The 13,262-nt window shown below is 72.1% G+C and carries 12 protein-coding genes; 8 read left to right on the forward strand and 4 right to left on the reverse strand.

The window, feature by feature from the left end; genetic code table 11:
- Nucleotides 1-203 precede the first annotated feature (203 nt).
- Nucleotides 204-926: a DUF2848 domain-containing protein gene (locus NQU54_RS08785; protein WP_257630570.1), complete on the reverse strand. Its 723-nt coding sequence runs from the start codon at nt 924-926 to the stop codon at nt 204-206.
- A gap of 248 nt (nt 927-1,174) precedes the next feature.
- Here NQU54_RS08785 and NQU54_RS08790 point away from each other — a divergent pair, with 248 nt between their 5' ends.
- From NQU54_RS08790 to NQU54_RS08800, 3 genes are all read left to right on the forward strand, one after another.
- Nucleotides 1,175-2,533, forward strand: coding sequence for an MFS transporter (locus tag NQU54_RS08790; RefSeq protein ID WP_257630571.1), 1,359 nt, complete (start codon nt 1,175-1,177; stop codon nt 2,531-2,533).
- 278 nt (nt 2,534-2,811) lie between these two features.
- Complete coding sequence (locus tag NQU54_RS08795) at nt 2,812-3,621, forward strand: carbon-nitrogen hydrolase family protein (RefSeq protein ID WP_069869289.1); 810 nt, start codon at nt 2,812-2,814, stop codon at nt 3,619-3,621.
- Complete coding sequence (locus tag NQU54_RS08800; protein WP_257630572.1) at nt 3,618-4,007, forward strand: cupin domain-containing protein; 390 nt, start codon at nt 3,618-3,620, stop codon at nt 4,005-4,007. Before NQU54_RS08795 ends, NQU54_RS08800 begins: the two co-directional genes overlap by 4 nt.
- A 1-nt stretch (nt 4,008) precedes the next feature.
- Here the strand turns inward: NQU54_RS08800 and NQU54_RS08805 are convergent, their stop codons facing one another.
- Nucleotides 4,009-4,641: a GntR family transcriptional regulator gene (locus NQU54_RS08805; protein WP_093702759.1), complete on the reverse strand. Its 633-nt coding sequence runs from the start codon at nt 4,639-4,641 to the stop codon at nt 4,009-4,011.
- Nucleotides 4,642-4,797: 156 nt separating this feature from the next.
- Nucleotides 4,798-5,853, reverse strand: coding sequence for a medium chain dehydrogenase/reductase family protein (locus NQU54_RS08810; protein WP_257630573.1), 1,056 nt, complete (start codon nt 5,851-5,853; stop codon nt 4,798-4,800).
- Nucleotides 5,854-5,972: 119 nt separating this feature from the next.
- Here NQU54_RS08810 and NQU54_RS08815 point away from each other — a divergent pair, with 119 nt between their 5' ends.
- Entirely contained in the window at nt 5,973-6,671 is a 699-nt protein-coding gene (locus NQU54_RS08815; RefSeq protein ID WP_257630574.1) for a TetR/AcrR family transcriptional regulator, read from the forward strand.
- 83 nt (nt 6,672-6,754) lie between these two features.
- Nucleotides 6,755-7,279 (forward strand): inorganic diphosphatase, encoded by a 525-nt coding sequence (locus NQU54_RS08820; RefSeq protein WP_257630575.1) that lies wholly within the window; start codon nt 6,755-6,757, stop codon nt 7,277-7,279.
- Between the two features lie 103 nt (nt 7,280-7,382).
- Here NQU54_RS08820 and NQU54_RS08825 read toward each other — a convergent pair whose 3' ends face one another.
- Nucleotides 7,383-9,338, reverse strand: coding sequence for an ABC transporter ATP-binding protein (locus tag NQU54_RS08825; RefSeq protein WP_257630576.1), 1,956 nt, complete (start codon nt 9,336-9,338; stop codon nt 7,383-7,385).
- 185 nt (nt 9,339-9,523) lie between these two features.
- Between NQU54_RS08825 and NQU54_RS08830 the strand changes: the two genes are divergently transcribed.
- The 3 genes from NQU54_RS08830 (at nt 9,524) to NQU54_RS08840 (ending at nt 13,231) form a co-directional block, all read left to right on the forward strand.
- Nucleotides 9,524-10,162, forward strand: coding sequence for a LysE family translocator (locus NQU54_RS08830; RefSeq protein WP_079260419.1), 639 nt, complete (start codon nt 9,524-9,526; stop codon nt 10,160-10,162).
- Between the two features lie 384 nt (nt 10,163-10,546).
- Nucleotides 10,547-11,764 (forward strand): Ig-like domain-containing protein, encoded by a 1,218-nt coding sequence (locus NQU54_RS08835; protein ID WP_257630577.1) that lies wholly within the window; start codon nt 10,547-10,549, stop codon nt 11,762-11,764.
- Nucleotides 11,765-11,878: 114 nt separating this feature from the next.
- Entirely contained in the window at nt 11,879-13,231 is a 1,353-nt protein-coding gene (locus tag NQU54_RS08840) for a hypothetical protein (protein ID WP_372505825.1), read from the forward strand.
- Nucleotides 13,232-13,262 lie beyond the last annotated feature (31 nt).

The following is a 13,262-nucleotide window of genomic DNA, read 5'->3' on the forward strand; positions in this document are numbered from 1 at the left end:
GGACCATCTGACCATCTGGACAACGGCGAAGGCCGTCCACCGCGGGCCCCCGAGGGGCGTGCGGCGGGCGGTCTTCGCATGCTGCCTGTGTGCCTTTGTCTTCTTTTCGCGCGGGTCTTCGCGAGGCTTTTGCACGAATTTTTACGCGGGCTTTGTGCGGGCCTCTGCGTGGGCTTCTGTGCGGGCCTCTGCGCGGGCCGGGCTCAGCCGATCGGCTCGGGCAGCGGGACCACGTCGTAGGAGCATTCGATGGTCTGCCCGGTGGCCGGGTCGCCCAGCTCCACCCGCCAGCGCTCGGCGAACTGGTCCACGCCCTCGGCCATCGGGATCGTGCCGGAGATCAGCACGGTGCCGGGCACCAGGTCACCGCGTTCGCGCAGCACCTCGACCCAGTAGGACGGCGGCAGCAGCTCGGCCAGGGTGCCGCTCTGCACCTCGGTCTCCTCACCGTCGTGAGTGACCCAGGCGCGGAGCGTCAGATCGTCGAGGCGGGGCGCCACATCGGACAGCCGCCAGGCGCGGGTGGCCAGTACATCGGGGGCCGCGTTCTTGCTCCAGGCCACGCCGTGGACCTCCAGCGCCCGGTCGGTGTGGTCGCAGGCCGCCGTCAGCAGCAGTTCCCCGTCCGCGGCCACGACCAGCGCCCACTCGGCCTCGCCCGAGGTGTGGCCGTGCTGGACGCTGACCCGGCCGGTCTGCTGGGCGAGGTAGGGGGAGACGGGGTAGAGGGCGGGCGTCACGGAGGGCGCGGGCACGCCCAGCTCGGCGAGCTCGGCGACATGGGCGGCCACATCGTCCTGGCTGCGTCCCGCGTAGCCCGCGTTGAGCACCTGGACGACGTCCACGTGGTGGAGGGAGCCGTCGGGGAGCTCGAAGGTGAGCGAGGAGCGGGTGGGCTGTGCGGGCTGCGAGGGCTGCGTCGTCATGGGCTGTGCTCTCCAAGGCGCGGTGGGGCGGTCGTGCGGGTTCTGCGCGTGCCGTGGTGGTGGCCGTGGTCGCGCTTTCCGCGGTTTCGAAGCGGTTAACTTCCCCCTGAGGGGTTGCGCATACGCTTGGTATACAACAAGTATGCCGGAAGGTCGATCCACGTAAACCCCCGCCCACCTCATCGCATCACCCCGAAAGCACCACGTACCATCCCGTAAGCCTCATGCACCACCATCGAGGACGGAACATGCAGCCCACCGCATCGAGCGCACCGCAGCCCCGGGCCGACCGGTCCGGGGTGCGGCGCGCCTTCGTCGCCAGCCTCACCGGCACCGCCCTGGAGTGGTACGACTTCGCCGTCTACTCCGCCGCCGCGGCCCTCGTCTTCGGCGATCTCTTCTTCCCCTCCAAGGACCCCTTCACCGGCACCCTGCTGGCCTTCTCCACCTACGCCGTCGGCTATCTCTCCCGGCCGCTGGGCGGCTTCGTCTTCGGCCGGCTCGGCGATGTCATCGGCCGTAAGAAGGTGCTCATCGCGACGCTCGTGCTCATCGGCGGCGCCACGCTGCTGATCGGGCTGCTGCCCACCTACGCCACGGTCGGCGTAGCCGCCCCGGCCGCGCTGGTGCTGCTGCGCTTCGCACAGGGCGTCGGCGTCGGCGGTGAGTGGGGCGGTGCGGTGCTGCTGTCCAGCGAGTTCGGCGATCCGCGGCGGCGCGGCTTCTACGCCTCCGCCGCGCAGGTCGGCCCCCCGGCGGGCAATCTGCTGGCCAACGGTGTCCTGGCCGCGCTGGGCGCGGCGCTGACGGAGGACCAGTTCCTCAGCTGGGGCTGGCGGGTGGCGTTCCTGCTCTCCGGCGCCCTGGTGGCGTTCGGCCTGTGGGTCCGCGCCAAGCTGGAGGAGACCCCGGTCTTCAAGGCGATGGAGGCCGCGCAGGACCGCCCGGAGGCCCCGCTGCGCGAGGTGTTCACCACCCAGCCGAAGGCGCTGACCGCCGCGATCCTCAGCCGGGTCGCCCCCGATGTGCTGTACGCGATGTTCACCGTCTTCGTGCTCACCTACGCCACCGAGGAACTGGACATGTCACGCGGCTCGGCGCTCACCGCCGTGCTGATCGGCTCCTCGCTCCAGATCGTGCTCATCCCGCTGGCCGGGGCGCTCTCGGACCGTGTCAACCGGCGGCTGCTGTACGGGGGCGCCGCCGTCGCCGCCGGTGTCTGGCCGTTTCTGTTCTTCCCGCTGGTCGCGGACGGCAGTTGGGCGCTGCTCACGCTCGGGGTGGTCGGCGCGCTGGTGATCCACTCGTTGATGTACGGACCGCAGGCGGCCTTCGTCGCCGAGCAGTTCTCCCCCCGGCTGCGCTACACCGGCTCCTCGCTCGCCTACACCCTCGCCGGGCTCATCGGCGGCGCGATCGCGCCGCTGCTCTTCACCGCGCTGCTGGGGACGTATCACGCATGGGTGCCGCTGGCCATCTACATCGCGATCACCGCGGTGGTCACGGTGATCGGCCTCTGGCTGGGCCGGGACCCCGGCTCCGCCGAGGACGAGGAGCCGCTCCCGCTCCCGGTCGGCCGGACGGCATCCTCCACCACCGTCTCCTGACCCGTTCCCGCCCTGCCCCCGCGGCGGCCCTGCCCCGGCTCGCGCGCCCGGTGTCCGGCTCCCGGCTCCCGGCTGTCGGCTGTCGGCTGTCGGCTCCGCGGAGCTGTAAAGCGGGCCGCGCCGGGGAAGGGGCGGGATGGGGCGGCGCACCCAGGCCGAGCCCGGCGGACGCGCCGCCTCGCGCTTGCCCGACCCACCGACCCGCCGACCCTCCCGACCAGGAATTTCCGCCCCTCCCGACCAGCTTCTCCCGACCAGGAAATGAGGCAGCACCCGCCATGCCCCTCCGCATCGCACTGAGCCAGATCACCACGGGCCCGGACCCGGCGTCGAACCTCGCCCTTCTGCGCCGGGAGACACAGCGGGCGGCGGAGGCCGGGGCACGTCTGGTCGCCTTCCCGGAGGCGGCCATGGCCTGCTTCGGCACCCGGCTCGGCCCGATCGCCGAACCGCTGGACGGCCCCTGGGCCACCGAGGTCCGGCAGATCGCGAAGGACGCAGGGCTGGTGGTCGTGGCCGGGATGTTCACCCCGGCGCCGGACGGCCGGGTGACCAACACCCTGCTGGCCACCGGCCCGGGGGTGGAGACCTCCTACGACAAGATCCATCTGTATGACGCCTTCGGCTTCGCCGAGTCCAAGACCGTGGCCCCGGGCTCCGAGGTGGTGACCTTCGACCTCGACGGCGTCCGGATCGGCCTGGCCACCTGCTACGACGTACGGTTCCCCGAGCTCTTCCGGGCCCATGCCGACGCGGGCGCGGTGCTCTCCCTGCTGCCCGCCTCCTGGGGAGCCGGGCCCGGTAAGCGTGAGCAGTGGGAGCTGCTGACCCGGGCGCGGGCGCTGGACGCCACCGTTTGGCTGGCGGCCGTGGGCCAGGCCGATCCGGCGGCGTCCGGCCTCACCGCCGCGACCTCCGCCCCCACCGGTATCGGCCACAGCGCCCTGATCGGCCCCGACGGCACCGTACGGGAGCGGCTGGACGCGGGGCCGGGGCTGCTGGTGGGGGAGGTGGACACCGAGGAGGTCACCGCGGTGCGCCGCACGGTGTCCGTCCTGGCCAACCGCAGGCTGGGCGTACAGCCATGAGCGGCACCGGCGGGGCCAAACCGGAGCGCGAATTCCATCTGCCGTCCGGGCCCTGGCGGCGGCCGCCGGGCGCGGCCGCGGGGGTCGGCGAACAGATCCTGGCCATGGACGGGAGCGGCACCCACACCACCGCCCTGGTGCGCTGGGAGCCGGGGACGGACACCTCCCCGTCCGGGGTGGCCCGCCATGACGGCTGGGAGGAGGTCTATCTCCTCGAGGGCAGCATGCGCGATCTGACGCTGGGGGAGACCTTCTCGCGCGGGTGCTACGCCTGTCGGCCACCGGGGAAGCCGCATGGCCCCTGGGTCTCCGAGGAGGGCGTCACCATGCTGGTGATCACCTACCCGGAGGCGGTGCCGGTACCCGGAGGCGGTGCCGGGCGCTGACTCACCCGGCGAGCAGCACCTTCAGCGTTGACTCCAGATGGGCGCTGATCGCCGTGCGGGCCGCCTCCGTATCCCCGGCGGCCACCGCCTCCAGGATCGCGCGGTGCTCGCCGAGCACCTCCTCCTGGCGGCCGGTCTGGTTGTACAGGGCCACCACCCCGGCCCGGATCTGGCGGCTGCGCAGCCCCTCGTAGTGCCGGTTGAGGAGTTCATTGCCCACCGCGGCGATCATGGTCGCGTGGAAGAGATGGTCGATGGCGATGAACTCCTTGGCCTGCTCCGGGCCCATCAGCTCGCGCTGCCGCTCCAGCAGCTCCGTCAGCTTCCCGACCGGCACCGTGCCCGTCTCGATGGCGTGCTCGGCGGCATAGCGCTCGACGATCCCGCGCAGCTCCATCAGCTCGGTGATCTCCCGGCCGGAGAGCGGGGCGATATGCGCACCCCGCTTGGGGACCAGCTGCACCAGATCCTCGGCCGCCAGCAGGAGCAGGGCCTCACGGATCGGGGTCCGGGAGATGCCGATCCGGTCGGCGATCTCCTGCTCGGTCAGGAAGCTGCCCTGCATATCGGGATCGGTCAGCACGGTCTCCTTGAGGAACGCGTACGCCTTTTCTCGTCCGGACTGAGCTGGCACTGGGCCCCCATGCTGCTTCGCATACAACTCGTATACGAAAATTATCACGAACTGGTGGCCGGGTCGGGTATCCAGGAGCCGTGGATCCCCACGGGAACGCGGTGGGCAGCTCCACGGTGGCGACGGGGGCGGCCGTGATGTCCCGGGGCTTGCCGCTCATCGCGCGCCCTCCTCGCCGCACCGGCGGGCGTCCTGGTCCGCGACCAGGACCACCTTTCCGGTGACGGTGCCGGATTCGGCCAGCCGCATCGCCTCCGCGGCGTCGGAGAGCGGAATCCTCGCCGCCACCATGGCGGTGAACTCGCCGCTCGCCAGCAGCGCCAGCACCTGCCCCAGGTCGGCGCGGATCCGCGCCTGGTAGGCGGCCTTCCGGCGCCGTCCGGCCCAGAGGTTGAAGAAGTGCGCCCCCCGTCCGTTCGGCAGCAGATTCCACAGGAGCAGCCGGGCGAACAGCTTGAGCACCGGGGCCCGGGACGAGCCGGGGGCGTCCCGGGTGGCCGCCGTGCCGTAGGAGACCAGTGTGCCGCCGCGGGCGAGCAGCCGGAAGGAGTCGACTATGCCTTCGCCGCCGACATGGTCGAAGACCGCGTCGACCCCGCCCGGGGCCAGCGCGCGCACCCGGCCGGGCAGATCCGGATCGCGGTAGTCCAGCGGGGTGGCGCCGAGGGCGCGCACCGCGTCGTGATGGCGGGGTGAGGCGGTGCCGATGACCTTGATGCCCGCGTGGCGGGCGAGCTGGACCAGGGTGGTGCCCACCCCGCCATTGGCCCCGTGCACCAGCACGGTCATCCCGGGGCGCACCTTGGCCACGCGGTGGAGCATCTGCCAGGCCGTGATCCCGTTGACCACCACCGTCTCGGCCTCCGCCGCGTCCACCCCCTCGGGGACCTCCACCAGATCGCCCGCGTCGACAAGGGCGTGGCTGGCCCAGCCGCCGATCTTCGTGAGCGCCGCGAACCGGCGCCCCCGCAGCGCCGGATCCACACCGGGGCCGGTCGAGACCACGGTGCCCACCAGGTCATAGCCGGGGACGAAGGGAAACGGCGGCTGGTCGTAGTACTTCCCGCGGCGCATCTGCTGCTCGGCGAAGGAGACCCCCGACGCCTCGACGGCCACCAGCGCCTGCCCGGGGCCGGGCTCGGGCAGCGGGCGGGTGCGCAGCTCGAGCCCTTCCGGCTCCACCTGGCCCGGGAGAACGACTTCGGTGATCATGGCTGACCTCGCTTCAGGTGAGGAGCTCTCGCTATGGTGAGAACTTCTAACCAAACAATGAACCTGTTACTCTTGGTGTGTCAAGTGGGAGATCGACGACCCGTACGAGAGGCGCGTCCATGGCGACAGCACGGCGAGAGCGCTACCGCAAACAGACCCGGGAGGAGGCCAAGGCCGTGGCCCTGGCCCAGCTGTCCGAGTCGGGCACGGCCGGCATCTCGGTGAACGCGATCGCGAAGGCGATGGGCATGACCGGCCCCGCCCTCTACCGCTATTTCGCGAGCCGGGACGAGCTGCTGACCGAGCTGATCACCGACACCTACCGCGATCTGGCCGAGACCCTGGCCCAGGCCGTCGCCGACGCCGCCCCCGCCGACCGCTTCCGCGCCCTGGCCCGCGCCCTGCGCGACTGGGCGAAGCGTCAGCCCGACCGCTATCTGCTCATCTACGGCACCCCGGTGCCCGGTTACCACGCACCGCCGGAGACCACCGAGATCGCGGCCAGCCTGATGCGGACCATCTTCGACGCCTGCGCCACCGTCGGCGAGGCCGTTGAGGCCGACGGCGGCGGTGTCGACGGGGGCCGTCAGCAGCCCCTCACCGAGCTCGAGGCCGAGCTGGCGCGCCATCTGGAGGGCGCGGGCCCCTGGGGGCCCGGGGAGGAGCCCGGCGGGGAGGTGAAGGGCCGTGCGCTGCGCACCTGGACCCGGCTCCACGGCGTGATCAGCCTTGATGTGCAAGGCCAGTTCACGGGCATGGGCTTCGATCCCTCGGTCCTCTTCGAGGCCGAGATCGACGCCCTGGTGCGCGGCGGCTGAGCCGCCCCGGTCCGAGCTGCCCGCCCGGCGGGCCCGGAGCACACTGGAAGGACATCGGAGCGCAGGGGTGACCGGAGGGCGCGATGGAGCACGGTGAGTTCGATGTGGTCGTGGAGATCCCGGAGGGGTCCCGCAACAAATACGAGATGGACCATGAGACCGGCCGGATCCGGCTGGACCGGATGCTGTTCACCTCGACGAAGTACCCGGCCGACTACGGCTATGTCGACCACACCCTCGGCCGGGACGGCGATCCGCTGGACGCCCTCGTGACCGTCGCCGAGCCGACCTTCCCCGGCTGTGTCATCCTCTGCCGGGCCATCGGCATGTACTGCATGCGCGACGAGCAGGGCCCGGACGAGAAGATCCTCTGCGTCCCGGCCCATGACCCGCGCTACGTCGGTGTCCAGGACATCGAGGACGTCCCCGAGTTCGACCGGAAGGAGATCACCCACTTCTTCGAGGTCTACAAGGACCTCGAGCCCGGCAAGTCCGTCGAGGGCTCCCACTGGGAGGGCCGCGACCGGGCCTACGCCGAGATAGCCGCCTCCCGCGCCCGCGCCGCCGAAACCGGCCGGTTCCAGAGCCCTAGATCCCAGAGTCCCTGATCCCGGAGCCCCTGATCCCGGAGCCCCTGATCCCAGAGCCTCTGCCCCCAGAGCCTCTGCCCCCGGGGTCCCTGACCCCGGAGCCCCTGACCGGGGCCGGAGTTCAGGGTGTCTCCCCGCGCGGCGCCGGCACCCCGCGGTCGTTCTGTAGCTCCCACAACTCCCGGAACAGCCCCGGGGACCCCGTCAGCTCCGCGAACGTGCCCTTCTGGATCACCCGCCCCCGCTCCAGCACCACGATCCGGTCCGCCACCGCCACGTTCGCCAGCCGGTGGGTGACCAGGACGACGGCCCGGTCCTCCGCCATCCGCCGCAGCCCCGCGAAGATCCGGTGCTCGGCGCGGGCGTCCAGCGCGCTGGTGGGCTCGTCCATCACCAGCAGCCCGGCGGGCCGGTGGAACGCGCGGGCCAGCGCGATGCGCTGCCACTGCCCGCCGGACAGCTCCACCCCGCCCCACCACTGCCGGGCGAGCAGGGTGTCCAGCCCGCTGCGCAACCCGTCCACCACCTCATGCGCCCCGGAGCGGACCGCCGCCTCCCGGACCCGTTCGTCCCCGCCGTGCGGCTGGCCGAGGGTGATGTTGTCGCGGGCGGACAGCGGCCAGTGCGCGTAGTCCTGCGGCACGACCGCCGTATGCCGCCACATCGCCTGCGGATCCAGCTCCTCCACACCCACGCCGTCCCAGGTCACCGCGCCCTTGGTGGGCAGATAGAGCCCGGTCAGCAGCTTGCTCAGGGTGGTCTTGCCCGAGCCGTTCTCGCCGACCAGCGCCAGCACCTCGCCCTGCCGCACCTCGAGCGTCACATCGTCCAGGGCCGGGGCGTCGGACTCCGGATAGGCGTAGGTGAGCCCCTCGGCCCTGATGACCCGCGGCGGCGCCGGGACCCGGGTGCCGCGCACCATTCGGTGCCCGCCCGCCTCCTCGATGAACTCCGCCCAGTCGTCCAGATACAGCCCCGTACGGAACAGCCGCGTCCCGTAACCGACCATCCCCTGGAGCGAGGCGCCGACCGTCCGCAGCGCGAACACCGCCGTGCCCGCCGACGCCACCGACATCCGCCCCGCGCCCAGGAGCAGCGCCAGCGACACCCAGACCAGCCCGGACGCCACCCCGCCCGCCACCGCCCCCAGCACCGCGTACCGCGCGCCCCGGTGGACCGCCTTGTCGGTGGCCGCGTCCACCCGCGCCCCGATGGCCCGGTACCGCTTCAGCAGAAACTCCGCCATGGTGCCGGAACGGAGCTGATCGGCGATGTCCTTGTCCATCATGTACCAGCGCAGCAGCCCGAGCGTGCGCCGGTCGGCGCTCATGGCGCGACTGGTCTCGTACTGCACCCGGGCCGCCTTCATCCCCGCGATCCCCTGCGGCAGCGCGGCCAGCAACAACAGCGGCAGCAGCGCCGGATGCAGCACGGTGACCACGCCCGCCGCCGCGATCAGCGAGGAGAGACACGCCATGAGCTGCTGCGACTCGGTGATCAGATCTCGTGCCACCTCGGCGCCCCGGTCCGCCGCGTCCCACTTGTCGTTGAACCCGGGGTTGTCGTACGCCGCAAGCTCGGCGTTGATCGCCGCGTCCAGCATCTGGGTCTCGGCCTCCCGGGAGATCCGCGGGGACAGCCGGCTGGAGATGTTGCCGACCGCGATCCCCAGCAGCGCCCGCAGCCCGGCCGCCCCCGCGAGCACCGCGATCGAGGGCAGCGCTTCCCGGAGCCGGTCGGTGATCTGGCCGGAGGAGATGAGGGCAGTGATCGTGCCCGTGGTGGCCAGCAGCCCGAACGCCTCGAAGAACCCCGACAGCGCCTGGCACACCAGCAGCGCCACCACCGCCTTCCGGTCCACCTTCCAGGCCAGCGCCAGCGAACGGCGCACCAGTTGGGGCAGTCTGCGGGCCATGGCCCGGGTGGTGACGGGGTTCCGCTCCCAGGCCGTCAGCGTGGGCGGCCGGAACCGCAACTCCTCGGCGGGCCGCTCCGCCGATGAATCCGATGGTTCCGACGGCTGTTCCGGCGGTTGTTCCGATGGCGGTTCCGCCTGCTTCGTGATTTTGGACGTCACAAATCCCTCTGGGCGTCTGTTTTCCATCCGGTGCGCCCCAGATTGCCGCAGACCGGGACAGGGATGCCCGGGTTTTATGGTGAGGTCCACCGAACGTGGAGCGGCCGCGGCACAGTGGGCCGCCCGTCGCGCCGGACCGGAAAAGGGCTGGAGCCGCGGAGTGTTGGCGTGCTTCGATGCGCTCCATGGTGTCCATCGACCGGCTGCTCGCCTTCGCGGCCATGTCCTTTCTGCTGATCGTGATCCCCGGCCCCAGCGTGCTCTTCGTGGTCGGCCGGGCACTGGCCCAGGGGCGCCGCGCGGCGCTGACCACGGTCGTCGGCAATACGCTCGGGGCGTATGTGCTGGTCGTGGCCGTGGCGTTGGGCGTCGGGTCCGTGGTGGAGCGCTCGGCCGTCGTCTTCACCACGCTGAAGCTGGTGGGCGCCGCGTATCTCGTCCATCTGGGCGTCAAGGCGGTGCGGCAGCGCCGCTCGCTGCACGCCGCCTTCACCGGCGACGGCCCCGCCCACGGCGGTCTGCGCACGCTGTGGGAGGGGTTCGCGGTCGGTGTGGCCAACCCCAAGACGATCGTGTTCTTCGCCGCCGTGCTGCCCCAGTTCGTCGATCGTGAGCAGGGGCATGTCGCTTGGCAGATGCTGCTGCTCGGCCTGATCTTCAACGCCATCGCGGTGATCTCCGACAGCGTGTGGGGTCTGGCCGCGGCCACCGCCCGTACCTGGTTCGCCCGCTCCCCGCGACGCCTCGCGATGGTCGGCGGCGTCGGCGGGCTCTCCATGATCGGCCTCGGTGTCACCGTCGCCGCGACCGGCCGCGCGGACTGAGCGCTCCGCTGGACACGCGCTGAGCCGCCCCTGTCCGGCCGACGGCCACGTCCTCTGACGCCCCGCCATGCGCTGGGCGCGCCAGGGGAGCCTGAGCAGGGGAAGCGCGCCGTGCACGGGGTGGGGGAGTGCGCCGGGGGAGGGCGTGGGCGCTGCACCGTATGGGGTAATTCGAGTGCTTATCTATGGTGTTGACGGCGTGTCGCGCGCCTACTGGTGCTACAGACCGGTGGGTTCCACATCTGCCGGGGGACGGCGAGACGCGCATCCCGCGTCGCTCGCGGTATGTGCGCACCCCCTAGCCTCCGATGTGCCGCCACGCGCGGTCACCGTCCCGCGTGGCGAGTAACGGCCCACCATTCCACTCCCTTTGGAGGGCCCATCATGGCTTCACCCACTGTCACCCTGGTCACGGCGGCACCGAACCCCGCCGTGGCCGGGCAGTCGGTCACGCTCACCGCCACCGTGATCCCGCTCGGCGCCGGAACGCCCACGGGCACCGTCACCTTCGTGGTCGGCGGCGGCCCCACGCTGACCGGGACGCTGTCGGGCGGGACGACCTCGGTCACCGTCCCCAACCTGACCCTCGGCACCCATATCGTCACCGCCACCTACAACGGCGACGTCAACTTCACCTCGTCCACCGGCACCACGGCCGTCGTGGTGATCCAGGCGTCGACCACGACATCGGTGATATCGGCGCCGGACCCCTCGACGCCGGGACAGCCGGTGACCTTCACCGCCACGGTCACCCCGGTCGCACCCGGTGCGGGCGTCCCGACCGGCTCGGTCACCTTCATCATCGGCGGCAGCGGGGGCGGTACGTTCGTCCAGCCGCTGTCGGCCGGCACGGCGACGCTGTCCCTCAGCACCCTCGGCGTCGGCACGCACACCGTGGTCGCCCTCTACGGCGGCAGCGCGGACTTCCTGGCGTCCTCCGGCACCGACACCCACACGGTGAATCCCGGGCCCGCGGCGACGACCACGACGCCGGCGTCCTCGGTCAACCCGTCCGTGTTCGGGCAGCCGGTGACGTTCACCGCCACGGTCACCCCGAACCTGCCCACCACCGGCACCCCGACCGGCTCGGTCACCTTCGTGATCAGCGGTACGGGCGGGGGTACGTTCACCGAGCCGCTGTCGGGCGGCACCGCGACGTTCATCACCAGCGGCCTGGGCACGGGCTCGCACACCGTGACGGCCACCTACAGCGGCGACGCCGACTTCGCCACGTCGACATCGGCGCCGCTGACGCAGACGGTGGACATGGCGAACTCGATCACCTCGCTCAGCTCCAACCCCAACCCGGCCGAGGAGGGCACGCCCATCGACTTCGTCGCCTTCGTGGCGGCCATGGCGCCCGGCGACGGCACTCCGACGGGAACGGTCGCCTTCACCCTCGTCATGGGGATGACCACCATCGAGATGAGCGTGCCCGTGGACGCCTTCGGATTCGCCTTCCTCTCCGACCAGATCCTTGCGGCGGGCACCTGGGACGTCAGCGCGGTCTACTCGGGAGACGCCAATTTCGGGGCCTCGGGCGTCTCCGACTGCACACAGGTCGTCACCGGGGCGGTCAACGGCGTCCGGACCACCATCTGACCGCACCGCACTGAGCCCCGCCACCGCCCGTCAGGGACAGTGGCGGGGTTCGGCCACGCGGCGCTGAAGGGCATGCTCGCGCATATATGGTGCTTATAGGGGTAAATGCGAAGTGTGTCCGGCAAGACGCCGCGATGGGGCACGCTGCTCCTCGCGTTCCTCGTCGCCCTGACGGCGGTGCTGCTCACCGCCGCGGGGCCGCGTGCCGAAACGGATGTGGACAAGATCGGCAAGGCGCTGCGGAGCAGCCCGGTGTACGTCGATCCCGGCGCCTCCGACGCACTGAGCGCCCGGCAGGCCCGCGCCCTGGTGGCACACATCCGCGAGACGCGCGCGCCCATCTACGTCGCCGTGCTGCCGGACGACCCGGCGTACGGCGGAGACCGCGTCTTCGGGCGGCTGCGTGCCGCCGTCGACCGTCCCGGCATCTACGCCGTCGCGCTCGGCTCCTCCTTCGGTGCGGCCTCCGACACCTCGGTGCTGCCGGGGCGCACCTCGCAGGCGCTGGCGGCGCAGAACCTGCGGCAGCATCCACGCGACCTCGCGGCGGCCCTGGACGGCTTCGTGACCGACGCGGCCACGGAGTTCCACGACAGGGCCGGTCAGGGGACCGGCGGCGACCAGGGGACCGGAGGTGACCAGGGCGCCCGCGACTCCACCGGTCTGTCGGCGGGTGACGCGGTGGCCGTGCTGATCGTCCTGGCCGCCGTCGCCGGAAGCGGTCTCTATATGGTGCGGCGCACCCGTAAGCAGCATCGCGAGCGCGAACTGGCCGAGCTGGAGCAGGTGCGCGGCGCGGTCGAGGAGGACATCACCGCGTACGGGGAGAAGCTGAGCCGGACCCGCTTCGACCCCGCCGACCCGGCGTCCACCCCCGAGATGGTGGACGACTACGGCCGCGCCCTGGACGCCTACGAGGAGGCGAAGGCCAGATCGGCCGCCGCCCGGCGCCCCGGGGACGTACGGCCGGTGACCGAGGCGCTGGAGGAGGGCCGCTTCGCGCTGACGGTGCTCGACGCCCGCCGCGAGGGCCGCCCGCTGCCCCAGCGGCGCCCTCCGTGCTTCTTCGACCCGCGCCATGGCCCATCGGTCCGGGACGTCCCGTGGGCGCCCCTGGGCGGCACCCGGCGTTCGGTCCCGGCCTGCGCCGCGGACGCCACCCGCATCGACGACGGCGCCGAGCCGGACGCCCGCACCGTCCCGGTCGGCGGCGACCGGCGCCGCCCGTACTGGGAGGCCGGTCCGGCCTACGGGCCCTGGGCGAGCGGCTACTTCGGCGGATACGGCTCGATGCTGCTGCCCGGACTGCTGATCGGCACCTTGCTGGGCGGATCCCTCGGCCCCGGCTACGACACCGGCGACTTCGGCGGTGGCTACGGCGACTCCGGGGACGGCGGCGACTTCGGCGGGGGCTTCGGGGACGGTGGCGACTTCGGCGGTGGCTTCGGGGGAGGCTTCGGCGAATAGCGGCCCCCGGCGGCGTCGGCCCCCGGGCCGA

The organism is Streptomyces malaysiensis subsp. samsunensis, assembly GCF_024519315.1.
Taxonomy (GTDB): domain Bacteria; phylum Actinomycetota; class Actinomycetes; order Streptomycetales; family Streptomycetaceae; genus Streptomyces; species Streptomyces malaysiensis.

Coding starts and splice junctions, on each gene's coding strand:
- NQU54_RS08790 (WP_257630571.1), top strand. CDS start 1,175: ATGCAGCCCACCGCATCGAGCGCACCGCAGCCCCGGGCCGACCGGTCC.
- NQU54_RS08830 (WP_079260419.1), top strand. CDS start 9,524: ATGGTGTCCATCGACCGGCTGCTCGCCTTCGCGGCCATGTCCTTTCTG.
- NQU54_RS08835 (WP_257630577.1), top strand. CDS start 10,547: ATGGCTTCACCCACTGTCACCCTGGTCACGGCGGCACCGAACCCCGCC.
- NQU54_RS08810 (WP_257630573.1), bottom strand. CDS start 5,853: ATGATCACCGAAGTCGTTCTCCCGGGCCAGGTGGAGCCGGAAGGGCTC.
- NQU54_RS08795 (WP_069869289.1), top strand. CDS start 2,812: ATGCCCCTCCGCATCGCACTGAGCCAGATCACCACGGGCCCGGACCCG.
- NQU54_RS08785 (WP_257630570.1), bottom strand. CDS start 926: ATGACGACGCAGCCCTCGCAGCCCGCACAGCCCACCCGCTCCTCGCTC.
- NQU54_RS08815 (WP_257630574.1), top strand. CDS start 5,973: ATGGCGACAGCACGGCGAGAGCGCTACCGCAAACAGACCCGGGAGGAG.
- NQU54_RS08820 (WP_257630575.1), top strand. CDS start 6,755: ATGGAGCACGGTGAGTTCGATGTGGTCGTGGAGATCCCGGAGGGGTCC.
- NQU54_RS08800 (WP_257630572.1), top strand. CDS start 3,618: ATGAGCGGCACCGGCGGGGCCAAACCGGAGCGCGAATTCCATCTGCCG.